Here is a 24708-nt window from a genome sequence, read left to right as displayed (position 1 = left end):
GAAAAGTCGCAATGCATACCGGTGAGCTGATGCCCGCGCTTCACGCCCGCTCCACATACTCCGCCAGCATCCGGTCCGCCTTGTACTGCTCCCAGAAGTGCTTGGCGACCGATAGGAACACGACGGCGGGGGTTAGCCAGACCAGGCCCATGACAATGCCACGTTGGAAGAAGCCGATCGAGAAGAAGGCCATGGCGAAAGTAATGATGAGTGCGACGGCCAGCAGAACAAGCTGACGCAGGCGCGGCCCGGACGTCAGCGCGCGGTTGGTGAAGGACGCGCCAGTCTCGGGGATGATGTAGTTGTAGAGGTGGAAATTGCCCTCGTGCGGCCGGCCGATGGCCACGACGCGGCGGTCTTCGGCATCCTTCAGCTTCGGGTCGGAGAGATAGATTTCCTTTTCGAAGATACGGCTGATCGGACGCTTCAGCACAAGGCCATCGATCTCGACGATAGGCGGCTTGTCGCGTGGCTTGAGCCGCTCGCGCTCGGCGATCGCGACGCGCTTCTCGACGGGAACGGCATCCATCCGGCTGTCGAGAATGACGAGCGGGCTGAAGTCGAACAGGCTGAAATCATGCATAAGCGGCGGCGAGCTCCCCACTGCGGCCGGCCGGACCGCACCCTTGTGGTCTATGACGCAAACGTGGGTCCGAAGGAAGACCTCAACGCCTTCGATAGAGCATCAGGGTGACCGGCGCGAGGATCGCCGTCACCAGCGCAGGCGCGATCAAAGCGAGACCGACCTCGGCGAAACTGCCGCCGCCGTTCATCAGTCCACGGATCGCCGTCGTCATCAGGCTCACCGGATTGACGTCGACAAAAGCCCGCAGCCAGCCGGGCATCGTCGCCGGATCGACCATGATGTTGGAGGCGAAGACGAGCGGAAAGAGGAAGGTGAAGCCCATCGTCATCACCGTCGTCGGCGTGCGGATGAGAAGTCCGAGCACCATGAATATCCAGCCCATGCCGAAGCCGATGGCGACGAGCAGCGCGAAGGCCCCGATGACACCGGGAAGCCCCGTCTCCGGCCGGTAGCCGAGGATCAGCCCGATGGTCAGGATAATCGTCGCGGCGATCAGGTGGCGCAGGATATCGCCCACCATCAGCCCGGCGAAGGGGGCCAGCGGCCAGATCGGCAGCGAGCGGAAACGATCGAAGAGGCCCTTGCCGAGATCGGTCGACAGACCCATGCCGGAATAGACCGAGTTGAACATCACGGTCTGAACGAGAATGCCCGGCAGGAAGAACTGCAGGTAGTCCCCCGTCGAACCCGCCAGCGCGCCGCCGAAAACGAAGGTGAAGAGCAGCGTGAACATGATCGGCGTCATGACAAGATCGAAGAGCTGCTCGGGCACGTGCTTGAATTTGAGGACAGCGCGCCAGCCGAAGACAAGCGCGTTGGAGAATGCGGAAGGCTTCGGCGGCCGGGCGACATGTCTGAGGCCGGCGGTTTCCACCGGATGATCCATCGGTCGATCGCTCATTCCGCAGCCTCCCTCTCCGGCATGTCCGTAGCGGTGCGCTCGCCCGTCAGCGCGAAGAACACTTCGTCGAGCGTCGGCTGCCCCATCGAGAAATCGGCGAGCGCGATGCCTTCGGCGATCAGCGCGGCAAGAGCGGCATTCGCCGTTTCCGGCGAACCAGCGATGATCGACAGCGTCGCGCCTTCTGCCGAGCGCTGCACGGAATTCTTCAATTGTGCTTCGAGAACCGATGCGGCGCGGTCGAGATGCGCGGGATCGGCGAGTGCCACATGCAGGAAGCCGGAGCCGGTCTCCGCCTTCAACTCACGGCTGGTGCCTTCCGCGATCTTGCGCCCATGGTCGATTACGGCGATGCGGGAGGCGAGCTGGTCGGCTTCTTCGAGATACTGGGTTGTCAGAAGAATGGTGACGCCGCTGTCGGCGAGCCCTCGGATCATCCGCCACACGCCCTGCCGCGCTTTTGGGTCCAGACCCGTCGTCGGTTCATCGAGAAAGAGCACACCCGGAGTGACGATCAGCGATGCGGCGATATCGAGCCGCCGACGCATGCCGCCGGAATAATCCTTCACCTGCTTGGTCGCCGCGTCGAAAAGATCGAAGGCGGCGAGAAGCTCGTCGCCCCGCTCGCGCGCGGCCCGGCTCTTGAAACCCCAGAGCCGCGCAATGAGAATGAGATTCTCGCGCCCCGTGAGGTCCTCGTCGAGCGAAGCGAACTGGCCGGTCATGGCAATCGCACTGCGCACGGCGTCCGGATCCTGGATCAGGTCATGCCCCATCACCATCGCCGAGCCGCCATCCGGGGTCGCAAGCGTCGCCAGCATGCGCATTAGCGTCGTCTTGCCCGCACCGTTCGGGCCGAGAATGGCGAAAATCATGCCGCGCGGCACGACGAGATCGATACCGGCAACGGCGGTCACATCGCCGAAGCGCTTGACCAGGCCCTTGGCGACGATGGCATGTCTCGCCTCGCCTGCTTGGTAGGTGTCTGACATCATGGCTAGCCCGTCTCAATCTGTGGTCGATACTGCCAAGGACGAAGGCAAAAGCCGTCAGCCGACAGGCGATCCGAATTTTCGATCGATCGCGCTGCCTTACACCAGTTCCAGGCCAATTTTGAAGACAGCACCTGTCTAAAGAGGCATTCTCAAGGTCATCCAGTAAAGCGACAGAAGCCAGGCCAACCCGGTGAAGCAGAAGATGGCGTCACGTTTGGATGAGACCGGCGCGCCGATGACGGTGCGCCTGGGCGATGCGCCGAGGCCTCGGCTTTCCATCGCCAACGCGGTGTCACCCGCCCGCCGGATGGCGTAGGCGATGAGGGGGACGACGAGCGATCCCACCTCCAGAGGCCCCGGAATGCGCCGTGGCGGAGCGCCGCGCCTCATGGCGCGAGCAAGCCGCATCTGCTGCAATTCGGCGGCAAGGTCCGGCACCAGCTGCAGCGCCGCGAAAAGCGCATAGCCGATGCGCGGCGAAAGACGCCAATTCACCATCAGCGCCTTCACGAAACTGCCCGGGTTGGTGGTCAGCACGAAGACCGCCGACACCATCCCGCAGGCGATCGCCCGCAGAAAAAGCACGATGCCGGCCTGCAGCCGCCCGTCGCCGAACGGCGTTTCCTTCGCCATCTGCACCGCGAATTCGCTTTCCTGCCGGAAGAGCACACTGGTGGTGATGAAGCCCGCACCGAACAGCGCGAAGGGTACGATCAACGCAAGCACGAGCAGCGGCGAAAGACGCTCGAGAGCGATCAGGATTGTCACGCACGTCAGGATCACCGCGATCTGGAACGGTGCGTCGAACATGAAGATCGAGGCGGCAAGCCAGATCAGCGCGACGACAAGCTTCGGCAGCGGATGAACCGTTCTCAACATGCGGGCACCGGCTCTTTTTCCAGCCAGTCCAGCGCCGCAAGAAGGTGCGGTGGCGCAAGCCCTGCCCGTTTCATGAGCGCGCGATCGCGCATGAGCTCGGAGGCCGGGCCATCGGAAAGGATGCGGCCATCGCCGACGATGATCCAGCGTGCTGCCGTCGCAAGCGCAAAATCCATGTCGTGCGTAACGATCGCCACCGCCCTCGCCCGATCGCGAAGCCGGTCGATTTCAGCGATGAGCGCATCGCTGCCCGCTGCATCGAGCCCCCCGGTCGGCTCATCCAGCACGATCAGCGGAAACCGATCGCCGGCCATCAACAGGGCAAGCGAGAGACGGCGCTTCTGCCCTTCCGAAAGCTGCATCGGATGGCGATCGAGAAGTGCCACCAGCCTCCAACGCTCGGCAAGCGCCTCTACGTCGGCCACCTCCGCCCGCACGCCGGCGGCATCAAGAGCGGCGGCAAGCTCTTCGCCGACCGATCCCGCGATGAACTGGCTGTCGGGATTCTGGAAAGAGATGCCACCCATCGCCCCCTCCCGACGTCCCGCCTTCAGGCGCAGGAGCCCCGCCAAACTGGCAGCGAGCGTCGACTTGCCTGCTCCGTTGGCGCCGAGAATCGCGACCACCTCGCCCGCTGCAATCGAAACCGTCACATCATGCAGGACCGGCTTGGCGAAGAGCGGCGCGCAGGAAGCCCCATCGAGCCGGGCGACGGTGGCGCCGATTGCCCCTGCTTGTGCGATCCGCGGCGCGATGAAGTCGACGAGCGCGGCACGAGCTCGGTCGATCAGCGGAGGGGGCAGCCGGTCCATGGCGTGAAGCGCTTCGGCAAAGGTCAAAGGCGGCGGCTCGACCTCGTGACCGATCGCCATCAGCCGGTCGTCGAGCCGGCTGCCGATCGGCCGCCAAATGCCCAGACGATCGAGCGTGCGCCCATGGTCGCGAAACACTGCGCGCGGAGGCCCGCTGGCGACGATGCGTCCATCGCCTCCGAGGATGGCGACGCGATCGATGAGCGTGATGAGATCATCGAGCCGGTGATCGACGATGAGTGCGGCGCCATGAGGCGGAACATCCAGCAAGAGGCGCTCCAGCCGGCGCGCCGCTTCGGGTGCGAGATGCGCCGTCGGCTCGTCGGCAACGATGATCGGCGCCTGTTGCGCCATGATGGCAGCAATCGCGACAAGCTGTTTTTCGCCGCCTGACAAGTGGCTTGAGCGTCTGTCGAGCCAGTCCTGCGGCAGGCCGATCGAGCGCATCGCCGCTTCCGCGCGCATAGCGATCTCGTCGGCAGGCAGGCCCTGATTTTCAAGCGCGAAGGCGACCTCATCGGCAACCGTCATGCCGCACAGCGTTTGCTCCGCCTTCTGGAAAAGCCGCGCGACGGAACTGCTCCAGCCCGCCGGAGTGCGCGCCGCAACATCTTCGCCAAGAAGCCTGACCTCACCGGTTCGCTCCGACGCGATCGAGTGCGGGATGAGGCCGGTCAGCGCATTGAGCAGCGAAGACTTGCCGGATCCGGACGCGCCAAGCAGAAGCCAGCGCTCGCCCGGACGGATGACGAGATCGACCGGCCCGACCGCCGCCGTGTCCGACGCGGCATAGGTGACCGAGACCCCGTCGATGAGAACCGCGGCAGGCTGTTCAGCCATGGACGACCCGCCGGTCGCGATCGATGCCGAGACCGGAAAGCACGCCCGTGCGATAGAGCGCCTGCGTCACCCAATGGCCAAGAAGGCCGCCGAGCAGAGCGCCACTCAGGCATCTGAGAGCGAACATTGCGATCAGCAGGCCGGGTGCGAGCGCGCCATAGTCGAAGCGGATCCACGTGTAGATGAAGGAAGCGACTGCCGCGCCCACGCCTGCCGCCATGAGCACGGGCAAGCGGTAGTTCTTCCATCGCGTGGCCGCGAAGACGGCTTCCGCACCGGCTCCCTGGACCAGGCCGGTGACGATCAGCAGCAGGCCCGCCGGACTCCCGAGCAGCACCTGGACCACCGCCGCGAGAACTTCCGACAGAAGCGCCGCACCCGGCTTGCGGATGATGGACGCGGCGATGATCGAGACGATGAACCAGAAGCCCATGACGACATCCATCGTCACCGGCCCGAAGATCGCCTGCGTGATGAGCCAGACCTGAACCCAGGCCAGGTAAAGGACGCCGAAAACGGCTCCGAGAAAGGCGACGATCAGGATTTCGCGCAGGGTCCAGCTGTTGCTGTGCATGACAGGCCTCTTGAAGGAAATATGAAACGGGAGAATGGGTTAGCGCCGCGCCCTCAGGCGCGCTTGCTCGGACTGTTGGCCGAAACGGTGATGTCGAGCGCCACATGGCCGCGCGCATCGCCGAAACGCAGGAAGGCTTCCGAGAGCGTTGCGAACACCGCGCCGGCATCGCCCCCGAGCTTAGTGCAGAAGTTCTTCGAACGGTCGAACACGCCCGACGATTTCAGGAAATCGATGCACCCATAGATCTCGTCCATGTGGTGCCCTTCGCCGAGCGGATAGAGCGAAAACTGGGCCGCGACATGCTGTCCGGTCACGGGCGCATCGGCCACATGCGCACAGGCTGCCTCGATCCGCTCTGCCAGCGGCAACGCGTTGCCTGCACCCGAGATCGGCGTGCAGATCGGATCGTCCGGCTCACCGGGGCAGCCGCGCGAGACGGTTGCCGAAAACACGCAGTGGACGCCGGATTGCGCCGCACGCACGAAAACGTCGCGCATGGCGGGGAACAAATCCTCCGGCGGACCGACGATCAGCGTCGACACGTCATCGGTTTCGATGCGAAACCGGTCCCGATAAGGATCGAGTGCCTGAACCGCATCGAGGATGATCCGCACGAAATCGTCGGACATCGGATAAAGGGAAATCTGTGCACCGGAAAACATGTCGTCGCCTCGCTCCGCTGGCATTAACCAGATCAGCTAAAGGGTCCGGAGGCTTCATGCGCCTCGCATCTCAGCCCCGGCAATACGGAGCACCCCTGTCGAATGAGCGAAAGCTATCGTGCTCTTCTGGTCGGTGCAAGACCCATTTGTTTTGCGAAGAAATTTCCGGCTGCCGTCAGGCGACCTGCCGTTCGTGGGGTGCAAAAGGGCTTAAGCCAAGCCATTGCTGCATGGCGTTTGCGATGGTCGGATCACCATCGACGGCGAGCCTCCCCGCGTCGATCTCGCCGCGGATCTGGGCAAGTCCCATCCAGACCGCCGTCATGCTGCGCAGATCTCCGGTCACCAACAGGTCGAGATCGAAGCCCGGATCGAAATTGCAGAGATCGACTTGGCCGCGATCGACGACCAGCCACCAGCTCTGGCGATTTGTCGGTAGTTCGGGATACAGAAATTGAATCGTACACCGGCGCGGCGGAAGCGGCTTTGGATTGAGGTGCCGGCGCATGTCCCACATCAGCAGCGACGGATCGAGGTTCTTGAGCGAAAGCCGGGACTCCACCCAGCGCTGACCCCACATGCCCAAGCCCATCACCAAGGGTTCCAGGTCACGGCCCGAGCGCGTGAGTTGATACTCGACGACAGTTCCGTCGTTGCGTCGAACGGCTTCGATAACGCCGGCTTGCTCCAGTTCCTTCAACCGTTTCGAGAGAAGCGCTGGCGACATGCGCGGTACCCCGCGCCGGAGATCGTTGAAGCGCGTTGTCCCGCAAATCAGCTCGCGCACGATCAGCACTGTCCATCGTGAACAGAGGATTTCGGCTGCCATCGCAACCGGGCAGAATTGTCCGTAACCGGCATGCTCCGTCATGGGCTGGCCCTCGCCATAGCCCCGTCGCCCAGCGCGGATCATACCGCGTTCACGAGACCTGCGATACGAAAAGCCCAGTACAGTTCCTGAACTGGATTTCGAGCTCGTGCAGGCCGACCATCACGCCACGATCAACGCAATCGAGGGAGAATGATCATGGCACTGGCTGTTCAGGACACCGAAGCATCACGCTTTCGAAGCGCAGGCAGGGATCCGCTGGAAATCGCCAAGACACTGATTCCGGAGCTGAAGAAGCGCGCCGAAGACTCTGACGAACAGGATGCATTCGTCGCGGAGAATGTTGCTCTTCTCAAAGAAGTCGGTCTTGTCGAGGCCGGCGTGCCGGCCGAGTTCGGCGGAGGTGGAGCAAATGTCGAGCAGTTGGCTGAGATGCTGCGCGCGCTCGCCCATGGCTGCAGCTCGACGGCACTCGCTTTCTCTATGCACACGCATCAAGTGGCGGTTCCCTCCTGGCGGTGGCGCCATCAACAGGTCGCGGCCGTGGAACCGCTTCTGCGCCGCGTGGCAAGCGAACACATCATCCTGCTTTCAAGCGGCGGGTCGGACTGGATCGGCGGATCCGGGACGGCAGAGCGCGTCGAAGGCGGCTATCGCATCAAGGCGCGCAAGGTCTTCACCTCCGCAGCGCCCGCAGGCGATATCCTGATGTCGGGAGCGCTCGTCGACGAGGGCGATGGAACGTCGTCGGTGATCCATTTCGGCATCCCGATGAAGGCGGCCGAGGTCAAGATCGAGCCGACTTGGCGCGCGCTCGGCATGCGGGGTACGGGGTCGCATGATGTCGTGGTTGACGGGCTTTTCGTGGCCGATGCCGCGATAGCCTTCAAGCGCCCGGCGGGTCGGTGGCATCCGGTGTTCCAGATCATCGCGACCGTCGCATTTCCCTTGATCTACGCTGTCTATCTCGGTGTCGCGGAGCGGGCGCGTGACATCGCCATCGATATCGCCTCCCGTAAACCGACGACGTCCCACGCGCTCGATCTTGCAGGTAGGATGGAGACGAGCCTCAAGGCCGCACAATTGGCGCACCGCTTCATGGTCGAAACCGCGATGCGCGGCGAAGCCTCGGCCGAGACGGTCAACGCTGTGATGATGGGGCGCACGCTGGTGGCGGACAAAGCGATCGAGGCGGTCGAGCTGGCGCTGGAGCTTGCCGGCGGAACGGGCTTTTACCGCAGAGCGGGGCTGGAACGGTGCTTCCGTGACATTCAGGGGGCCCGTTTCCATCCCCTGCAGCGGGGACCGCAAGCCGCCTATGCCGGCGCGATGGCGTTGGGGCTTCCGGTGGACACGGTCTTCTGAGACTAGGCAGGATGATGGGTCGACAGTGTCGCAGCCCATCATCTCTGTTCCGTTAGCCCTCCTGCGGGATCACCCGGACCCCGTGGGCCTTAACGCCTTCCGGCTCCACGTGGATGGCGATGCGGGCGCCCGGTACTGCGGCCCGGATGGCATCCTCGATCCGGTCGCAGATCACGTGGGAGGCGGCAACCGTCATGTCGGCCGGCACGACCATGTGGAAATCGACGAAGGTCGCCGGTCCCGCCTGACGGGTTTTCAGGTCGTGCACGTTCACAGAGCCTTCGGCGTGGTCGGCAATCGCAGCGCGGATCAGGGCGTCGTCCTGCGCATCGACGGCGCGGTCCATCAAGCCGCCGACAGAGCTCGAGATCACCTTCCAGCCCTGGAAGAGAATGTTGATGGCGACGATGATGGCAAGCAGCGGATCGAGGATTGCGAAGCCCGTGACGAGCGCCGCAACGAGACCGATGAAAACGCCGACCGAGGTGACGACGTCGGACACGATATGGTGCCCGTCGGCGACGAGTGCGGGCGACCGGTAGGCGCGCCCCTCGCGGATGAGGATATAGGCCCAAGCCGCGTTGATGGCGGCAGCGGCGAGATTGATCGTCAGACCAAGTCCTGCGGCTTCCGGCAGTTGCGGCGCAAGCAGTGCCGGGATCGCCTGCTGCATGATGGCGATCGCCGCCACCACGATCAGCACGCCTTCGATGACGGCCGAAAAATACTCCGCCTTGTGGTGCCCGAACGGATGATCCGCATCGGCCGGCTTATGGGCGTAGGAGACGGCGTAAAATGCAATCAACGCCGCGATGATGTTGACGATCGATTCCAAGCCATCCGACAACAGCGCGACCGACCCGGTCACCCACCAGGCGACGAGCTTCATGCCCGTCACGACAAGTGCGATCGGGATCGACCAGAAGGCGAGTTGCCTCACCCGCGCGCTGTTGCTTGGAACCACGCTCGTCGTCCTTCAGGCGGCCGCGACATCGGCACGACGCGCGAGCCGCGCCACGACGTTTTCGATGATGCGCATGCCGACATCCTGGCCGAGCGTCATGATGGATTCCGGGTGGAACTGCACCGCGGCGACCGGCTCTCGCACATGCTCGATACCCATGATCGTGCCGTCCTCGCTTTCCGCCGTGATCCGGAAGTCCGCAGGCAGGCTCGCCGGATCGGCGAAGATCGAGTGATACCGCCCGACCGTCACTTCGAAGGGCAAGCCGTCGAAGACCGCGCCCGGATCGATGATGCGGATGCGTGATGGCTTGCCATGCATGGGCAAGGCCAGCTGGCGCAACTGGCCGCCATAGGCTTCCGCCAGTGCCTGCAGCCCCAGGCAGACGCCGAAGATCGGCAGGCCCCTCGCCCGCGCACGCTTGATCGTCGCCTTGCAATCGAAATCCTTCGGACTGCCTGGCCCCGGCGAAAGCACCACCAGATCCGGATCGATGCGATCGAGCACCTCGTCGGCCACCGGCGAACGCACGGTGGTGACTGAGGCACCGGTCTGGCGCAGATAGTTGGCCAGCGTGTGCACGAAGCTGTCTTCATGATCGACGAGCAAGATCGATACGCCGTCGCCGACCCGATCAGTCTTGCGCGCCCCCGCGGCCACCGATGCGTTGCCAGCGTCCCGAATGGCCGAAATCATCGCCGAAGCCTTGAGTTCGGTCTCGGCTGCTTCTTCTTCCGGATCGCTGTCATAGAGCAGCGTCGCGCCGGCGCGCACTTCCGCCACGCCCGCCTTGATGCGGATGGTGCGCAGCGTGAGCCCGGTATTCATGTCGCCATTGAAGTTCACCATGCCGATCGCGCCGCCATACCAGGCGCGCGGGCTCTTTTCGTTGGCTTCGATGAAGCGCATCGCCCAGAGCTTCGGCGCGCCGGTAACGGTCACGGCCCAGGCATGCGAGAGGAAAGCGTCGAACGCGTCCATCCCGTCCCTGAGCCGTCCCTCGATATGGTCGACCGTGTGGATGAGGCGCGAATACATCTCGATCTGACGACGACCGATAACCTTGACCGAACCGGGCTCGCAAACGCGGCTCTTGTCGTTCCGATCGACATCCGAACACATGGTGAGCTCGGACTCATCTTTCTTGGAATTCAACAGCTTGAGGATTTGTTCTGAATCAGAAATTGCGTCTTCGCCGCGCTTGATCGTGCCCGAGATCGGGCAGGTCTCGACACGCCGGCCATTGACCCGCACGAACATCTCCGGCGAGGCGCCAATCAGATATTCCTGGTTTCCGAGATTGATGAAAAACGAATAGGGCGACGGATTGATCGCCTTCAGCCGGCGCGAGATCGCCGAAGGCTTCGACTTGCACCGTTCGCGAAACATCTGTCCCGGTACGACTTCGAACAGATCGCCACGCTTGAAGCTTTCCTTCGCGCGGCGAACCAGATCGGCGTATTCGCCCGGCTGGTGATCGCACTTTTCCGGAACCGTGCCTGTGTCCTGGAACGGTTCGGCATCAACCGATCCGTCACGACCGAAAGTCGTCGCGCCATCCTTGGCGAAATCGTACCGATCGATCCAGGCTTTGGCCGAATAATGGTCGACGACAAGAATTTCGTCGGGCAGGAAAAGTACCAGGTCGCGCTGATCGTCCGGCCGCGGCAGGGACTGCTTCACCGGATCGAACTGAAAGGCGAGATCGTAGCCGAAGGCGCCATAGAGACCGATATTGCTGTCTTCGGACGACCGGAACAGATCGACGATCGCGCGCAGCACCGTGAAGACGGTGGGGACGCGGGAGCGCTCCTCCTCTGTGAAAAGGCGGCTCGGCTCATGCACCAGCAGCGAAAGCTTGCGTTCCGTCCGCTCGCCGAGCGTCATCTCCTGCTCGGAGGCGAGCCGCGCTGCAATCATCTGCAGCAGCACGGCGCCGCGATCGTTGTAGGCATCGAGCGTCACCGCACGGCCACGTGCCGTGATCGACAGCGGAGGATCGACGATCGCCGTGTCCCAACGGGTGTAGCGGCCCGGATATTCGTAGTTCGACGAGAAAACGGCACCACGCCGCTCATCGAGACGATCGATGTAGCTGTCGATCGCACCACCATAGCCGACCTCCCGCCGCAGCCGGGAAACCTCCACGCCACCTTCCGTCATGAAAGATTGCGCGCCGTCATCGTCAATCCGAGCCATCGTCGCTGCCCACCCTTTTCGTTCAGCCCGGACACCCTGTCCGGCGGGCTCAAACGAAAAAGCCGCCGGGAGTGATCCTGGGCGGCTTCGGTCTATCAGTCACGCACGACTGGTCGCGGCCGCTTCAGCGTGCCCACCACCAATTCTTGTTTGCGCGTGCCATGTTCATGAATTCTCATTACCGGCGAAAGCGGCCAGCCGCAACTGGATTCGCGAGCGCAGGCACCACTCTTCCGTCGACCATGGGAACCCGGACTCAAACGATGCGTTCAGGGACCGGGGAGCGCTCGGCGCAGATGCGCCGTGGGAGAGGATCAATCCTTCATGGACACTCGATTTGCCTGCAGCGTAGCCGCCGCAATTCTCGCGCTCGCGCTGATGACGCCTGCGACTGCTCAGGAAACCGAGCCCGATCCGACTTTGCCGCAAGCCAGCGACGCGCCCTTGCCAGAAGAGCGACCGGAGCTTCCCGGCGATGCCGAACCAAGCGATGATGCCGATCAGCCCGTCGACGGCGGGGAAGCGGAAGAGGAAGCCCCCGAAGACGTGCCGGTCCCGGATGAGCGTCCCGAGGAGGATGTCGACGAAGATTCCGATGACGCAGACGCTGACGCCGGTACCGATGCGGATGCGGATGCCGGTGAAGTCGAGGAAGAGCCCGTCGAGGAGGAAATCACCGAGCCCCTCCCCCCGGAGCCCGAAGACGCAGCCGCACTGCGTGCCTGCCGTGCCGAACTGCGCGGCCTGGGTGCGGAATTTACGCTGTTGGACACGATCGAACCCGAAGGTGCCGAACAGGCTGGATGCGGAGTCGACACGCCCTTCGCCGTCACAAGCATCCTGCCGGGCATCGCGCTCGAACCGGAAACGCAGATGCGCTGTGCAACCGCGCTGGCGCTGGCGAAATGGGTGCGTGGAGAAGTCCTGCCCGCCGCCCGCGCGCTCGAACTCGGCCAGCTCACGACACTCAACCACGGTTCGACCTATGTCTGCCGTCCGCGCAACAACGTCGAAGAAGCCGACATCTCGGAACATGCGCTGGGCAACGCCATCGACATCATGAGCTTCACCTTCGAAAGCGGAGAAGCCATCACCGTTTCACCCAAGGAAGGTGACGGCGATGCCAGCGAAGCCTTCCAGAAGGCGGTCGGCTCGGGCGCTTGTTTGCATTTCACGACAGTTCTCGGACCCGGCTCGGACGCCTATCACGACGATCATCTGCATCTCGACATCGCCAAACGCTCGAGCGATTACCGTCTCTGCCAGACGCCGTGACGGGCTAGTCCGTGCGCGTTGCGAGCCAGATGAGGTGCCGCGCCCCGCGTGAGCGCCTGGCGCGCACCTTCACTTCTTCCACGGCAAACCCCGATGATTTGAGCCTGCGCGAAAAGCCCGCATCCGGCGCCGAAGACCAGACGGCCAAAACCCCGTTCTTGGCCAAGGCACGCTTCGCCCTTTCCAGGCCGGCGAAGCTATAGAGCCCTTCATTGGCATCGCGTGTCAGCCCGTCCGGGCCATTGTCGACGTCGAGCAGGATCGCATCGTAGCGGCCGGGCTCGGCTGAAATGACGGCGCCTACATCGCTTTCGATGATCGTCACGCGCGGGTCGCCGAGGCTCTCGCCATAGATCGGCTGCAACGGTCCCCGCGCCCACGTCACCACCGCCGGCACGAGTTCGGCGACAACGATCTCGCTTTCGGTTTTCAAGGCCTTCAGCGCGGCACGCAGCGTGAAGCCCATGCCGAGACCACCGATCAGAATGCGCGGCCGGGCGCGATCCGCGACAAGCGCGCAGGACCGTTCCGCGAGCACCTCTTCCGAACCGCTCAAGCGGCTGTTCATCAGTTCGGTGGCGCCGGTCATGATCGAGAACTCATGGCCGCGCTGCATCAGCTTCAGCGGCGTGCCATCGCCCGGCACGATCGCCGTATCGAGATGTACCCAGGGGATCATCGGATCAGAACAGGCCTTCGATCTGGCCGCGGTCATCGAGATGGATCGTCTCCGCCGCCGGCGTCCGCGGCAGGCCCGGCATCGTCATGATCTGGCCGGTGATCGCGACGACGAAACCGGCACCGGCCGACAACCGAACCTCGCGGATCGCCACAGTGTGATCTTTCGGAGCCCCCAGCGCGGTCGGATCGGTGGAAAAGGAGTACTGGGTCTTTGCCATGCAGACCGGAAGATGGCCGTATCCGGCCGCTTCCCACTGGGACAGCTGATCGAGCACGGTTGGTTCGGCGACGGCCTCCCCGCCGCGATAGATGCGCTTGACGACGGTCTCCATCTTGCCAAACAGCGACATCTCGTCCGGATAGAGCGGCGCGAATTGCGCGTGGCCGGTCTCTGCCAGCTCCACGACCTTTTCGGCCAGGTCGACGATGCCGGCCGAGCCCTTTTCCCAGTGGCGGCAGACGATCGCCTCCTCGCCGAAGCCCGCGACATAGTCCCGAACTGCATCGATCTCGCGGTCGGTGTCGCCTGAGAAATGATTGATGGCGACAATGGCCGGCACGCCGAACTGCTTCACGTTCTCGATGTGGCGGCCGAGATTGGCGCAGCCTGCCTTCACCGCATCGACGTTCTCGTGGCCGAGATCGGCCTTGGCCACGCCGCCATTCATCTTCAGGGCCCGGATCGTCGCGACGATGACGGCGGCCGCGGGCTTCAAGCCGGCCTTTCGGCACTTGATGTTGAAGAATTTCTCCGCGCCGAGGTCAGCGCCGAACCCCGCTTCGGTCACGACGTAATCGGCAAGCTTCAATGCCGTGCGCGTTGCCACCACCGAGTTGCAGCCATGAGCGATATTGGCGAACGGCCCTCCATGGACGAAGGCCGGATTGTTCTCGAGCGTCTGCACGAGGTTGGGCTGCATCGCGTCCTTGAGCAGGACCGTCATCGCGCCATCGGCCTTCAGGTCGCGCGCAAAGACGGGAGATTTATCGTGCCGATAGGCGACGATGATGTCGCCCAGGCGCCGCTCCAGATCTTCGAGGTCGGATGCAAGGCAGAGAATGGCCATGATTTCCGACGCGACGGTGATGTCGAACCCGGTCTGGCGCGGAAAGCCGTTCGACGCGCCACCGAGACTGCTGACGATATCGCGCAGCGCCCGGTCGTTCATGTCGAGCGCACGGCGCCACACGACCCGGCGGCTGTCGATGCCAAGCGCATTGCCCCAATAGAGATGATTGTCGATCAGGGCCGACAGCAAATTGTGAGCTGCCGTAATGGCATGGAAGTCGCCGGTGAAGTGGAGGTTGATGTCGTCCATGGGCACGACCTGAGCATATCCGCCGCCGGCTGCGCCGCCCTTCATGCCGAAGCATGGGCCGAGCGATGGTTCGCGCACGCAGACAATCGCGCGTTTGCCGATCCGGTTCAGCCCATCCCCGAGGCCGACCGTCGTCGTCGTCTTGCCTTCACCCGCCGGCGTCGGGTTGACGGCCGTGACGAGGATCAGCTTTCCGTCCGGGCGGCCGCTCAAGCTGCCGATGAAGTCCGCCGAGAGCTTCGCCTTGTCGTGGCCATAAGGCACAAGCTGGTCGGCTGGAATGCCGAGGGCGGCACCAATCTCCATGATCGGCTTTTTCGCGGCAGCGCGTGCAATCTTGATGTCGGACTGGACACTCGTCATGAATTCCCCCTCGCTTGCACGGCTGCGGTCACCGCAGTTCGACAAGCGCCACGGTGCCCCGGCGATACGCCATCGCGCAAGATGGCGCATCACTTATTCAGCAGTCAGGGCATTGAACCGGGACGTGGTTCAGCCGTCGCCCATGGCGATCAGGCTCGCATTGCCGCCGGCGGCGGCCGTGTTGATCGAAACCACCTGCTCTTGCGCAAAGCGGGTCAGATAGTGCGGTCCACCGGCCTTGAACCCGGTACCCGATAGCCCGGAGCCACCGAAGGGTTGGGTTCCGACCACGGCCCCGATCATGTTGCGATTGACGTAGACATTGCCGACATCGAGCCGATCGATGATGCGCGAGACGGTGGAATCCACCCGGGAATGGATGCCGAGCGTCAGCCCGTAGCCGGATGCCGCTATGCTTTCCACGACCTGATCCAGATCCTTCGCCCGATAGCGGACCACGTGCAGGACGGGTCCGAAGATTTCGCGATCCAGCCGGTCCGCACGGTCGAGTTCGACGATATGCGGTGCGAAGAACGTTCCGGCCTCGGGCGCCTTGCCGGTGGTGCGAACGGTGTGGCTCGCCCGCATTGCCTTGATGTGGCTCTCGAGCATCTCCTTCTGCGCGTCGTCGATCACCGGACCGATGTCGGTCGAAGGGTTCATCGGATCGCCGATCTTCAGGGCGCTTGCAGCCCCCTCGATCATGGCCAGCATGCGGTCGGCAACATCGGTTTGGAGAAAGAGCAACCGCAGCGCCGAACACCGCTGGCCGGCCGAACGGAATGCCGACATGACCACGTCATCCGCCACCTGCTCGGGAAGCGCGGTGGCATCGACGATCATCGCATTGAGACCACCGGTTTCGGCGATCAGCGGAACGATCGGTCCGTCCTTCCCGGCGAGCGTGCGGTTGATCGCCCGCGCTGTGTCCGTCGATCCCGTGAAGGCGACACCGGCGATTGAAGGATGCGCCGTCAACGCCGCACCGACATCCCCGGCCCCAGGCAGGAAGATGAGCACGTCCTGCGGAACACCTGCTTCGTGGAGAAGCTGCACCGCGCGATAGGCGATCAGCGGCGTCTGCTCGGCAGGCTTGGCGATGACCGCATTGCCGGCGGCAAGCGCTGCCGTCACCTGGCCCAGGAAGATCGCCAGCGGAAAATTCCATGGGCTGATCGCGGCGAAGACGCCACGCCCGCGCCAGCCGTAATGATTGTCCTCGCCCGTCGGCCCGGGCATCCGCTCCTTCGTGGCGAAAAGCTCCCGGGACTGCGCCGCATAATATCGGCAGAAATCCACCGCTTCACGGATCTCCGCCAGCCCATCGTCGAGGGTCTTGCCGCCCTCGAGTGCCAGAAGCGCCATCAGTGCATCGCGGTTCTTTTCCAGAAGGTCCGCAGCCCGCTCCAGCGCCGCGGTCCGATCTTGCACCGGCGTGCGTGACCAGCGGGCAAAGCCCCCGCGCGCCGCCGTCACGGCCTTGTCGACGTCCGCGGCCGTCGCGAAGACTGCCGTTCCAACCTGTCGACCGGGATCGGCAGGCGCGACAATGGGCTGGGCCTTTCCGGACGAAGCGATTCCCGGAATAAGCGGCAGGGCGTTCACCGTCGCGGTTTCGCGACCCAGGCCGGCGACCAATTGGTCCAAATCGGCGCGATAACCGAACTCGAGGCCGGCGCTGTTGCGGCGGTTGCCATATAGCGCGCCAGGCAACGGGATTTTCTCGTGGCGGGCCGAATGCCCCTTGTCGATGGCGAGATGGTTTTGTGGCCTGACCAGAAGCTTGGACACCGGGATCTTCACATCCCCCGCCACGGCGACGAAGGAAGAATTCGCCCCATTTTCCAGAAGACGGCGCACGAGATAGGCGAGCAGGTCTCGATAGCCGCCGACCGGCGCATAGATGCGGCAGGGCACGCGCTCGTTGCTCTTGGCGAGATCGGCGTAGACCGCCTCCCCCATGCCATGCAGGCGCTGAAACTCGAAGCCCGAGCGGTCGCTGCCGGCCATCTCGAGGATGGTCGCGATCGTCAGGGCGTTGTGCGTGGCGAATTGCGGATAGAGATGCGCCCGGCGGTCCAGCATCATGCGGGCGCAGGCGAGGTACGAAACGTCCGTCGCCGGCTTGCGCGTGAAAACGGGATAATCCGCAAGTCCGCGTTCCTGAGCGCGCTTGATCTCGGTGTCCCAGTAAGCGCCCTTGACGAGCCGCACCATCATCCGCCGGCCAAGCTTCCGGCACAGCATGTCGATGTGCTCGATCACAATCGGCGCCCGCTTCTGGTAGGCTTGGATCGCCAGACCGAAGCCGTCCCAGTCCGCCAGCGATGGATCGGCGAAGACGACATCGATCACGTCGAGCGAAAGCTCCAGCCGATCCGCTTCCTCGGCATCGATCGTGAAATTGAGATCATGCGCCTTCGCCCGCTGTGCGAGCCGCAGCACATCCGGCACCAGTTCCGCCAGGACCTGGTCGCGATGGGTCGCGAGATACCGCGGGTGCAGCGCGGAAAGTTTGACCGAGATGCCCATGCGCTCGGGCAGGCGTCGTTCCTTGCCGCTCTTGGCCTGCGCCTTGCCGATCGCCTCGATCGCCTCGGCATAGGAGCGCCAGTAGCGAGCCGCGTCGTCCGCAGTGCGTGCGCCCTCGCCGAGCATGTCGAAGGAATGCCGATAACCCTTCGCCTCGTTGCGCGCCGCGCGCGACAGCGCGTCCTCGATCGTCTCGCCGAGCACGAAATGATGGCCGAGGAACCGCATCGCCTGCCGTGTCGCGGTTCTCACCGTCGGCATGCCAAGCCTCCGCACGAGGCCCTGCATCACGCCTTCGGGCGTGTCGCCGGGTTTCAGGACACGGGCTGAGAGACCAAGCGCCCAGGCGGAGGCTGACACGAACCACGTTTCACCATGCGACTCGTGTTCGCTCCAGCCGCCCTCGCGCAGCTTGTCTTCGATGAGCTTGTCCTGTGTCGCCGCATCCGGCACGCGCAGCAAAGCCTCGGCTAGCACCATCATCGCGAGACCTTCGCGCGTGGAGAGCCCGTACTCGCGCAGGAAATCCTCCACACCGCCCATCGACCCCGATTCCGATCGGATCGCATTGATCAACCGGGTAGCCCTTTGATCGATAGCGCGGTCCTGCGCCTGGTCCATGCCGATCAAGCCGAGATGGCCGCGGATGATGGTATCGTCATCGCCCCCATAGGGTGCGTCGAATCGCAGGGTGGAAAGGCGCGGCGCAGCAGTCATCGTGGATCTCCAAACATCTGTCGCGATCCTACCAAAGCAGATACCGCGTTATCCGCTATATTTCATCTGCGAATTGGTGGATTTCTCCATTAATTGCGGCTATCTCTTTCCTCATGAAGGATCTTGATCGAATCGACCGGAAGATATTGCGGTCTCTCCAAGTGGACGGCCGGCTGACCAACACGGAACTCGCCGACCGCATCGCCCTGTCGCCGACGGCCACAGCCGAACGGGTCAAGCGGCTGACACGCGAGGGCTATATCGAAGGATACGGCGCGCGGCTTTCACCGGCGAAACTCGGCCGCACCCTTCTGGTCTTCGTCGAGGTCAAGCTCGACCGCACCACACCCGACGTGTTCGACGCCTTCGCCAAGGCGGTCAAGACGAGCGACGATGTCATGGAATGCCACATGGTGGCGGGTGGCTTCGACTATCTCGTCAAGGCACGTGTCGCCGGCATGGACGCTTACCGTACATTCCTCTCCGACGTGATCTTGTCGCTGCCTGGCGTCAGGGAAACGCACACCTACGCCGTCATGGAAGAGGTCAAGACGACGGGGCATCTTCCCGTCTGATCTCGGCAATCGGTGATGCTGTCAGCGCCAGGAGCAGATCGCCCGCTTTCTGTCGGCGGTTCTCGACGTCGCTTGCAGACAACAACTGCCGCTTATGCAGACCCAGAACCTCGGCGAGATAGCCTTCGGGCTCTTCGATCGCCGCGTGACCGCACGCGGCATGGACGAGCACGCCACGCTCCGTGTGAAGCCGCGCCAGCGCCGCCATGGCATCGACGATCCGCAGATCGTGCAGAAGCACGCCGATCGCAGCCTCGGCATTTCCGATCAGGTCGGACATGGCATCCACTGCACGACCAGCGTCGTTTCCCGCGCTTGCCGCTGCGCGCATATCCGCAACCGTGCGGACCGCAGCCTCTGACTGAGTTTCAATGAGAGACAATCGGTGGACGACGGCATCGCGGTGCTCGTCGAGTAATGCGATCATTCGCGAGAGGGCTTGGAGATCGGCGGCGAGTTTGTCGTCATGCGCCGCCTTTGAAGAACGCGTTGAGCGGGACAACCCCAGAGCGGTCCGCTTCTGTGGGCGATCTGCACCATCTCCGGCATGATCCACGGCACTGCCGAGGCGCTGCAGAAGCGTCAGCGCTTGGTGATGCACGTCCGCCACGGCCTCGTTCAACGAACGCGTTCGGTCGCCAAAGGCAGGTTGTCCCTCGGCGTTGTCCGAACTCCGAGTGACAGAAGCAATGATGCCATCCGCTTCGTGAACGACATGCAACGTTAGGGATCGAAGCGCCAGAAGCGCTTCGATCCAATGATCATTCGAAGATGGAGCGGGCATCGGCAATCATCTGACCTCTCGGACGAGTCGATGACCGATACCGAAAAAAGACGCCGTCCGAAATGCTATTCGGCGGCCGAAGGATCGGTGAGGTAGGCAATGAGGTTCGCCAAGGCGGCCTCGTCCTTCACGCCGGCAAAAGCCATGCGGGTGCCTTGAACGACGCCGCGGGGATCGGCGAGATAGGTGGCGAGGGTCTCTTCGTCCCACACCTTGGCGCCATCTTCGGAGTAGGCGCGCATGGCGTCGGAGTAGTTGAAGCCTTCGATAGAGGCTACCGGGCGGCCAACAATACCGACCAGATGCGGACCTACGCGATTTTGCTCCTGATCAACGACATGGCAGGCCATGCACTGGCGGAATGTTGCCTTACCGGCTGCAGCATCTTGCGCTGAAGCCATTGAAGTCAGTGCGAGTACGGAAAAACCTGCGGCAAGCAAATGACGAACCATATCTCTCTCCCATCACGACTGTCGTGAGACTTGATAGACATAACGCCGCACCTGATAACGGCAAGTCCCCCGATCTAAAGAACTATCCGCGGTCCGGTCGTCGCCCGGTCTTTTCCATCCAGTGTTCCCTGCAATAGGGCACGTACTTGTCGTTGCCGCCGACATCGATCTGGGCGCCCTCGCTCAAGGCGTTGCCGTTTGCATCGACCCGAACGACCATGGTGGCCTTCTTTCCGCAGAAGCAGATCGTGCGGATCTCTCTCAGACTATCCGCGATGGCGAGCAGCGCTTTCGAGCCTGGAAAGAGTTCGCCGCGGAAATCGGTTCTCAGTCCATAGGTCATGACCGGGACGTTGAGCACATCGACAACGCGCGCGAGCTGCCACACCTGTGGCTCGCTGAGGAACTGCGCCTCATCGACGAAGACGCAGGCCAAGCGACCTTCGCTCTCCCGCCCGACCTCGCGCTGGACCACGTCATAAAGATCATCGGCTTTCGTAAAGGTCAGCGCGTCCGATCCGAGCCCGATCCGCGAGGCTATGCGTCCGTGGCCAGCCCGATCGTCGAGGGCGGCGGTCAAAAGAAGCGTCCGCATCCCCCGTTCCTCGTAATTGTACGATGCCTGGAGCAGCAACGTCGACTTGCCGGCATTCATGGAGGCATAGTGAAAATAGAGTTTGGCCAAAGCGAACGTCCACTGGTTCAGGGTCGGTGTGCACTCTATCTGCCTGCTGGTGACAGAGGTTACCAGTGGTTACCGGGCCGACCCGCCGACCATCAACAGCTTGCGGAATACTACGGGGAGCGCACGGAACAGCATGGCCGAGCAGACGAGCAAGCCCGAAACGGCGAAAACGATCCGTGAAACAGACGATTTCGCGCTGGCTGAATCCGACCGATTGATCCGCGGCTCTCGCCACGCGGCTTTGGCCGTCCTCGAGCCCGGCACGGGCCACCCGACCGTCAGCCGAACCCTGGTGGCGACCGACAGTGGCGGTCGACCGATCATTCTCGTATCGGCCTTGTCGAGCCATACCAAGGCGCTCGGTGCCGATCAGCGGGCTGGCCTTCTGTTCGGCGAACCGGGCAAGGGAGATCCGCTGGCGCATCCTCGAATCACTCTGAAATGCCGCGCCGAGCACATCACGTTTGATTCGAGCGAACGTCCGGCCCTGAGACGCCGCTTTCTGGCACGCCATCCAAAATCCGCGCTCTACATCGACTTTCCGGACTTCAGCTTCTTCCGGCTGGTCCCCGTATCCGCGAGCCTCAATGGCGGGTTTGGCAAAGCTTATGAGCTGATGGAAGAAGACCTTGATATCGCTTCGCCCGCGGCATCCGAGCTGGCTGAGATGGAAGAAGGCGCTATCGCTCATATGAACGCCGACCACTCCGACGCGATCGATCTCTACGCGGCACGCTTCGCCGGCGAAAAGGAAAGCGGCTGGCGCATCTGCGGCATTGATCCCGCGGGCTTCGAAATCCTGCGTGGAGATCAGTTGCGACGCATCCGATTCCCCGAACCGCTCAAAAAAGCGGCAGGTCTGCGAAAGGTTCTTGCCGACCTCGCAAAAAGTGCAAGAGCAAACGATTAAATTCGAATGCCTTTAACCTATGCTGGAACTTGGCTCATCAAAGTCCGTTATTGGGGCATGATGAGCACGAAAGCACACAACAAGAATACGTCAGATAGCCCCTCATCGTCCCTCAAATCCGACGCTGAGGCACTCAAACTGAAATCCGACGAGGCAGCAGACCTGCTCTCGGCCATGTCCAATGCGAAACGCCTGTTGATCCTGTGTAATCTGGTCGAAGGTGAGATGCCGGTAGGCCAATTGGCTGAAACGGTAGGGCTAAGCCAATCGGCTCTGTCGCAGCATCTGGCCAAATTGCGAGCCCGAAAGCTGGTTAGCACACGGCGCGACGCGCAGACGATCTATTATTCGATCGCGTCGGAAAGCGTCTATCAGGTGCTGGAAACGATCGGAGATATCTTCCTGTCCAGCCGGCCGACACGCATGGCCCAAGCGACAGCGAAACCAGCAACGGTCGGCTGACATCAGCCGACCCTACTGAACTGTGATGGCCTCAGCCTGCATCATGTTGAGCAGCATCCGCATCTGCGGCCGGTTCTGCACCAGATCTGCAATGGTGTAATCCTGAAGAACAGCGAAGAAGGCGTTCAACGCCTTATACAGCGCAGCATTCAGCGCGCAGGATTCGACGAGCGGGCATTCGGCCGCGTCGTTTTCAAAGCACTCCGCCATCGCGAAATTGTCTTCGGTGACGCGGACCACGTCGTAAAGCGTGATGTCCGCAGCGAGGCGCGCCAGACGCACCCCACCCTTGCGTCCACGCACGGTTTCCATCAGCCCAGCCTCGACCAACGGCTGCAGGATCTTGAACAGGAACAATTCCGAGACGCCGTATGCCTTGGCGATATCCGAGACCCGGCTCAAACTGCCCGTATCCGCGGATGCGCAGTACATCAGCATGCGAACTGCATAATTGGTCTGCTTGGTCAGGCGCATCGGGTGTCTAATCCGTCCAACGTGAATCGGTTAGGGAACATTAGAATAATTCCAGAGTATGGCTTTTCCTAGCACGCCTAAGATGGGCCGGTCCAGCGTCTGGACCAGCGCTTGAACCGGCTGTTCATGTATTTTTCCGCCTTCAGGTAATCACATCTGGAGATGTGCGGCCCGTTCTCGCCGATATCTCTGCGATTTCGTTGGCAGCGATCACCAAGTCGGCCAGTGCATCGGATGTTTCCATCGCAAGATCACCGATTTTCGGCTCATAGCGTTCGAGATACACACGCAAGGTTGCTCCGGTCGTCCCGGTGCCTGAAAGCCGATAGACGATCCGCGCGCCGTCGTCGAAGAACACCCGGATGCCCTGCCTGGCGCTCGACGATCCATCGACGGTGTCGTGATACGCAAAATCGTCCGCCGCATTGACGGTGCGGCCACCGAAAGCCTGCCCGACCAAGCTCGGCAGTCTTTCGCGCAGTGCCGCAACCATGTCGTCGGCCGTCGCCGTTTCCAAAGCCTCGTAGTCATGACGGGCGTAATAGTTTCGGCCGAAGGTCGCCCAATGGTCCTGTGCGATCTCGGCAACCGATTGGCGCCGTACGGCCAGCACGTTCAGCCAGAGGAGAACTGCCCAAAGCCCGTCCTTCTCGCGTACATGATCTGATCCCGTCCCGGCACTCTCCTCGCCGCATATCGTCACCTTGCCGGCATCCAGCAGATTGCCAAAAAATTTCCAGCCCGTCGGTGTCTCGAAGCATGGAAGACCGCGTGCTTCGGCGACGCGATCCGCGGCCTGGCTCGTCGGCATCGATCGCGCGATGCCGGCAATGCCCTTGGCGTAGCCCGGCGCGAGATGCGCGTTCGCAGCCAGCATGGCAAGCGAGTCCGAAGGGGTGATGTACATACCCTTTCCGATGATCAGATTCCGGTCCCCGTCCCCATCGGAAGCGGCACCGAAGTCAGGCCCGTCGGCCGCCATCATGGCAGCGTAAAGCTCCTTGGCGTGCACGAGATTGGGGTCCGGATGATGCCCGCCGAAGTCCGGCAGCGGCGTGGTGTTCATCATCGCGGCAGGATCGGCGCCGAGCCGCTTCACAAAAATCTCTTCCGCGTAAGGACCCGTCACGGCGCTCATCGCGTCGAAGACCATTCGAAAGCCGGAAGCGAAGAGATCGCGAATGGCCGCGAAGTCGAACAGCGTTTCCATCAATTCGGCATAATCGGCGACCGGGTCGATGATCTCGACCACGCCACCGGCAACTTCGAGCTTGCCGATACGCGACAAATCCACTGCGGGGATGTCCATCGTCTTATAGCGATCGATGACCAGACTGCGCTCGAAAATTGCGCCGGTCACGGTTTCAGAGGCAGGCCCACCATTGGCGCCATTATATTTGATGCCGAAGTCTTCCTTCGGGCCGCCCGGGTTGTGGCTGGCGGAGAGGATGATGCCGCCGAAGGCCTTGTATTTGCGGATGACGTTGGACGCGGCAGGCGTCGACAGAATGCCATTCTGCCCGATGAGGACGCGTCCGAACCCGTTCGCGAGCGCCATGCGGATCGCAATCTGGATGACGTCCTCGTTGTAGAAACGGCCATCTCCACCGACGACCAGGGTTTCGCCCTCATAGCCTTCCTGCACATCGAAGATGGATTGCAGAAAGTTTTCCACATAGCCACGCTTCTGGAATTCCGGGACCTTCTTGCGAAGCCCCGACGTGCCGGGCTTCTGATCACGAAAGGGCGTGGTCTCAACAGTGTCGATCATGTCGGGGAAACTCGCTTGATGAATATGGTCGATCCGCGACGCGAGCATAGTCGAGCCGCGGCAATGCGCCAGTTCGATGATTAGGACGCATTTCGCGCG

23 protein-coding genes and 1 riboswitch are annotated in these 24708 nt (G+C 62.7%); of the genes, 5 read left to right on the top strand and 18 right to left on the bottom strand.

Annotation, left to right across the window (positions count from 1 at the left end):
- Window positions 1–40: 40 nt before the first annotated feature.
- The 8 genes from GC125_RS08050 to GC125_RS08015 all read right to left on the bottom strand — a co-directional run bounded on the left by GC125_RS08050 (window position 41) and on the right by GC125_RS08015 (window position 7123).
- Window positions 41–583: a hypothetical protein gene (locus tag GC125_RS08050; RefSeq protein ID WP_151985211.1), complete on the bottom strand. Its 543-nt coding sequence runs from the start codon at window positions 581–583 to the stop codon at window positions 41–43.
- Window positions 584–665: 82 nt separating this feature from the next.
- Window positions 666–1487: an ABC transporter permease gene (locus GC125_RS08045; protein WP_151985210.1), complete on the bottom strand. Its 822-nt coding sequence runs from the start codon at window positions 1485–1487 to the stop codon at window positions 666–668.
- Window positions 1484–2479, bottom strand: a complete 996-nt coding sequence (locus GC125_RS08040) for an ATP-binding cassette domain-containing protein (RefSeq protein WP_151985209.1) — start codon at window positions 2477–2479, stop codon at window positions 1484–1486. Before GC125_RS08040 ends, GC125_RS08045 begins: the two co-directional genes overlap by 4 nt.
- Before the next feature lie 138 nt (window positions 2480–2617).
- Window positions 2618–3361 carry an energy-coupling factor transporter transmembrane component T family protein gene (locus GC125_RS08035; protein ID WP_151985208.1) on the bottom strand — a complete coding sequence of 248 codons (744 nt, stop codon included), beginning with the start codon at window positions 3359–3361 and terminating at the stop codon, window positions 2618–2620.
- Window positions 3355–5013, bottom strand: a complete 1659-nt coding sequence (locus GC125_RS08030) for an ABC transporter ATP-binding protein (RefSeq protein WP_151985207.1) — start codon at window positions 5011–5013, stop codon at window positions 3355–3357. The genes GC125_RS08035 and GC125_RS08030 overlap by 7 nt, the downstream gene beginning before the upstream one ends.
- Window positions 5006–5587, bottom strand: coding sequence for an ECF transporter S component (locus GC125_RS08025; RefSeq protein WP_151985206.1), 582 nt, complete (start codon window positions 5585–5587; stop codon window positions 5006–5008). Before GC125_RS08025 ends, GC125_RS08030 begins: the two co-directional genes overlap by 8 nt.
- A gap of 53 nt (window positions 5588–5640) precedes the next feature.
- Window positions 5641–6252, bottom strand: a complete 612-nt coding sequence (locus GC125_RS08020) for a YkoF family thiamine/hydroxymethylpyrimidine-binding protein (RefSeq protein WP_151985205.1) — start codon at window positions 6250–6252, stop codon at window positions 5641–5643.
- Window positions 6245–6359: riboswitch (TPP riboswitch) on the bottom strand. Its footprint overlaps the gene before it by 8 nt.
- Before the next feature lie 68 nt (window positions 6360–6427).
- Window positions 6428–7123 (bottom strand): winged helix-turn-helix transcriptional regulator, encoded by a 696-nt coding sequence (locus GC125_RS08015; RefSeq protein WP_151985204.1) that lies wholly within the window; start codon window positions 7121–7123, stop codon window positions 6428–6430.
- A gap of 156 nt (window positions 7124–7279) precedes the next feature.
- Between GC125_RS08015 and GC125_RS08010 the strand changes: the two genes are divergently transcribed.
- Window positions 7280–8446 (top strand): acyl-CoA dehydrogenase family protein, encoded by a 1167-nt coding sequence (locus GC125_RS08010; RefSeq protein ID WP_151985203.1) that lies wholly within the window; start codon window positions 7280–7282, stop codon window positions 8444–8446.
- Between the two features lie 52 nt (window positions 8447–8498).
- On the opposite strand, the gene GC125_RS08005 is transcribed toward GC125_RS08010, so the two are convergent.
- Entirely contained in the window at window positions 8499–9410 is a 912-nt protein-coding gene (locus GC125_RS08005) for a cation diffusion facilitator family transporter (RefSeq protein ID WP_151985202.1), read from the bottom strand.
- 12 nt (window positions 9411–9422) lie between these two features.
- The gene (locus GC125_RS08000; RefSeq protein WP_151985201.1) at window positions 9423–11609 is read right to left on the bottom strand and encodes an anthranilate synthase; all 2187 of its coding nucleotides are present in this window, start codon (window positions 11607–11609) and stop codon (window positions 9423–9425) included.
- A 324-nt stretch (window positions 11610–11933) separates the two neighbouring features.
- Between GC125_RS08000 and GC125_RS07995 the strand changes: the two genes are divergently transcribed.
- Window positions 11934–12884 (top strand): extensin-like domain-containing protein, encoded by a 951-nt coding sequence (locus GC125_RS07995; protein ID WP_151985200.1) that lies wholly within the window; start codon window positions 11934–11936, stop codon window positions 12882–12884.
- A gap of 4 nt (window positions 12885–12888) precedes the next feature.
- Here the strand turns inward: GC125_RS07995 and GC125_RS07990 are convergent, their stop codons facing one another.
- The 3 genes from GC125_RS07990 to putA form a co-directional block, all read right to left on the bottom strand.
- Complete coding sequence (locus tag GC125_RS07990; protein WP_151987694.1) at window positions 12889–13563, bottom strand: spermidine synthase; 675 nt, start codon at window positions 13561–13563, stop codon at window positions 12889–12891.
- Window positions 13564–13567: 4 nt separating this feature from the next.
- Complete coding sequence (locus GC125_RS07985; RefSeq protein WP_151985199.1) at window positions 13568–15247, bottom strand: formate--tetrahydrofolate ligase; 1680 nt, start codon at window positions 15245–15247, stop codon at window positions 13568–13570.
- 129 nt (window positions 15248–15376) lie between these two features.
- Window positions 15377–18496, bottom strand: a complete 3120-nt coding sequence (putA, locus tag GC125_RS07980; RefSeq protein WP_151985198.1) for a bifunctional proline dehydrogenase/L-glutamate gamma-semialdehyde dehydrogenase PutA — start codon at window positions 18494–18496, stop codon at window positions 15377–15379.
- Window positions 18497–18609: 113 nt separating this feature from the next.
- On the opposite strand from putA, the gene GC125_RS07975 reads away from it, so the two are divergent.
- The gene (locus GC125_RS07975; RefSeq protein WP_151985197.1) at window positions 18610–19071 is read left to right on the top strand and encodes an Lrp/AsnC ligand binding domain-containing protein; all 462 of its coding nucleotides are present in this window, start codon (window positions 18610–18612) and stop codon (window positions 19069–19071) included.
- On the opposite strand, the gene GC125_RS07970 is transcribed toward GC125_RS07975, so the two are convergent.
- The 3 genes from GC125_RS07970 to GC125_RS07960 form a co-directional block, all read right to left on the bottom strand.
- Window positions 19043–19693: a hypothetical protein gene (locus tag GC125_RS07970; RefSeq protein WP_151985196.1), complete on the bottom strand. Its 651-nt coding sequence runs from the start codon at window positions 19691–19693 to the stop codon at window positions 19043–19045. The genes GC125_RS07975 and GC125_RS07970 overlap by 29 nt on opposite strands.
- Window positions 19694–19920: 227 nt before the next feature.
- On the bottom strand, window positions 19921–20307 hold the full coding sequence (locus GC125_RS07965; RefSeq protein WP_151985195.1) for a c-type cytochrome: 387 nt from the start codon (window positions 20305–20307) through the stop codon (window positions 19921–19923).
- 82 nt (window positions 20308–20389) lie between these two features.
- Window positions 20390–20992, bottom strand: a complete 603-nt coding sequence (locus tag GC125_RS07960) for a thymidine kinase (RefSeq protein WP_151985194.1) — start codon at window positions 20990–20992, stop codon at window positions 20390–20392.
- Window positions 20993–21125: 133 nt separating this feature from the next.
- Between GC125_RS07960 and GC125_RS07955 the strand changes: the two genes are divergently transcribed.
- Complete coding sequence (locus tag GC125_RS07955) at window positions 21126–21902, top strand: HugZ family pyridoxamine 5'-phosphate oxidase (protein WP_151985193.1); 777 nt, start codon at window positions 21126–21128, stop codon at window positions 21900–21902.
- 60 nt (window positions 21903–21962) lie between these two features.
- Complete coding sequence (locus GC125_RS07950; RefSeq protein WP_151985192.1) at window positions 21963–22364, top strand: ArsR/SmtB family transcription factor; 402 nt, start codon at window positions 21963–21965, stop codon at window positions 22362–22364.
- Window positions 22365–22376: 12 nt separating this feature from the next.
- Here the strand turns inward: GC125_RS07950 and rirA are convergent, their stop codons facing one another.
- Both rirA and GC125_RS07940 read right to left on the bottom strand, forming a co-directional pair.
- A complete protein-coding gene (gene rirA / locus GC125_RS07945; protein WP_151985191.1) occupies window positions 22377–22838 on the bottom strand; it encodes an iron-responsive transcriptional regulator RirA in 462 nt (153 codons plus the stop codon).
- 142 nt (window positions 22839–22980) lie between these two features.
- Window positions 22981–24609, bottom strand: a complete 1629-nt coding sequence (locus GC125_RS07940) for an alpha-D-glucose phosphate-specific phosphoglucomutase (RefSeq protein ID WP_151985190.1) — start codon at window positions 24607–24609, stop codon at window positions 22981–22983.
- Between the last annotated feature and the right edge of the window lie 99 nt (window positions 24610–24708).

This window comes from Rhizobium sp. EC-SD404 (assembly GCF_902498825.1).
GTDB lineage: Bacteria > Pseudomonadota > Alphaproteobacteria > Rhizobiales > Rhizobiaceae > Georhizobium.
This window is presented reverse-complemented; position numbering and strand designations above follow the sequence as displayed.

What these genes read in the sequence shown, in the direction of transcription:
- GC125_RS08050 (WP_151985211.1), bottom strand. Translation starts at nt 583, where the DNA reads ATGCATGATTTCAGCCTGTTCGACTTCAGCCCGCTCGTCATTCTCGAC.
- GC125_RS08045 (WP_151985210.1), bottom strand. Translation starts at nt 1,487, where the DNA reads ATGAGCGATCGACCGATGGATCATCCGGTGGAAACCGCCGGCCTCAGA.
- GC125_RS08040 (WP_151985209.1), bottom strand. Translation starts at nt 2,479, where the DNA reads ATGTCAGACACCTACCAAGCAGGCGAGGCGAGACATGCCATCGTCGCC.
- GC125_RS08035 (WP_151985208.1), bottom strand. Translation starts at nt 3,361, where the DNA reads ATGTTGAGAACGGTTCATCCGCTGCCGAAGCTTGTCGTCGCGCTGATC.
- GC125_RS08030 (WP_151985207.1), bottom strand. Translation starts at nt 5,013, where the DNA reads ATGGCTGAACAGCCTGCCGCGGTTCTCATCGACGGGGTCTCGGTCACC.
- GC125_RS08025 (WP_151985206.1), bottom strand. Translation starts at nt 5,587, where the DNA reads ATGCACAGCAACAGCTGGACCCTGCGCGAAATCCTGATCGTCGCCTTT.
- GC125_RS08020 (WP_151985205.1), bottom strand. Translation starts at nt 6,252, where the DNA reads ATGTTTTCCGGTGCACAGATTTCCCTTTATCCGATGTCCGACGATTTC.
- GC125_RS08015 (WP_151985204.1), bottom strand. Translation starts at nt 7,123, where the DNA reads ATGACGGAGCATGCCGGTTACGGACAATTCTGCCCGGTTGCGATGGCA.
- GC125_RS08010 (WP_151985203.1), top strand. Translation starts at nt 7,280, where the DNA reads ATGGCACTGGCTGTTCAGGACACCGAAGCATCACGCTTTCGAAGCGCA.
- GC125_RS08000 (WP_151985201.1), bottom strand. Translation starts at nt 11,609, where the DNA reads ATGGCTCGGATTGACGATGACGGCGCGCAATCTTTCATGACGGAAGGT.
- GC125_RS07995 (WP_151985200.1), top strand. Translation starts at nt 11,934, where the DNA reads ATGGACACTCGATTTGCCTGCAGCGTAGCCGCCGCAATTCTCGCGCTC.
- GC125_RS07990 (WP_151987694.1), bottom strand. Translation starts at nt 13,563, where the DNA reads ATGATCCCCTGGGTACATCTCGATACGGCGATCGTGCCGGGCGATGGC.
- GC125_RS07985 (WP_151985199.1), bottom strand. Translation starts at nt 15,247, where the DNA reads ATGACGAGTGTCCAGTCCGACATCAAGATTGCACGCGCTGCCGCGAAA.
- putA (WP_151985198.1), bottom strand. Translation starts at nt 18,496, where the DNA reads ATGACTGCTGCGCCGCGCCTTTCCACCCTGCGATTCGACGCACCCTAT.
- GC125_RS07975 (WP_151985197.1), top strand. Translation starts at nt 18,610, where the DNA reads ATGAAGGATCTTGATCGAATCGACCGGAAGATATTGCGGTCTCTCCAA.
- GC125_RS07965 (WP_151985195.1), bottom strand. Translation starts at nt 20,307, where the DNA reads ATGGTTCGTCATTTGCTTGCCGCAGGTTTTTCCGTACTCGCACTGACT.
- GC125_RS07955 (WP_151985193.1), top strand. Translation starts at nt 21,126, where the DNA reads ATGGCCGAGCAGACGAGCAAGCCCGAAACGGCGAAAACGATCCGTGAA.
- GC125_RS07950 (WP_151985192.1), top strand. Translation starts at nt 21,963, where the DNA reads ATGAGCACGAAAGCACACAACAAGAATACGTCAGATAGCCCCTCATCG.
- rirA (WP_151985191.1), bottom strand. Translation starts at nt 22,838, where the DNA reads ATGCGCCTGACCAAGCAGACCAATTATGCAGTTCGCATGCTGATGTAC.
- GC125_RS07940 (WP_151985190.1), bottom strand. Translation starts at nt 24,609, where the DNA reads ATGATCGACACTGTTGAGACCACGCCCTTTCGTGATCAGAAGCCCGGC.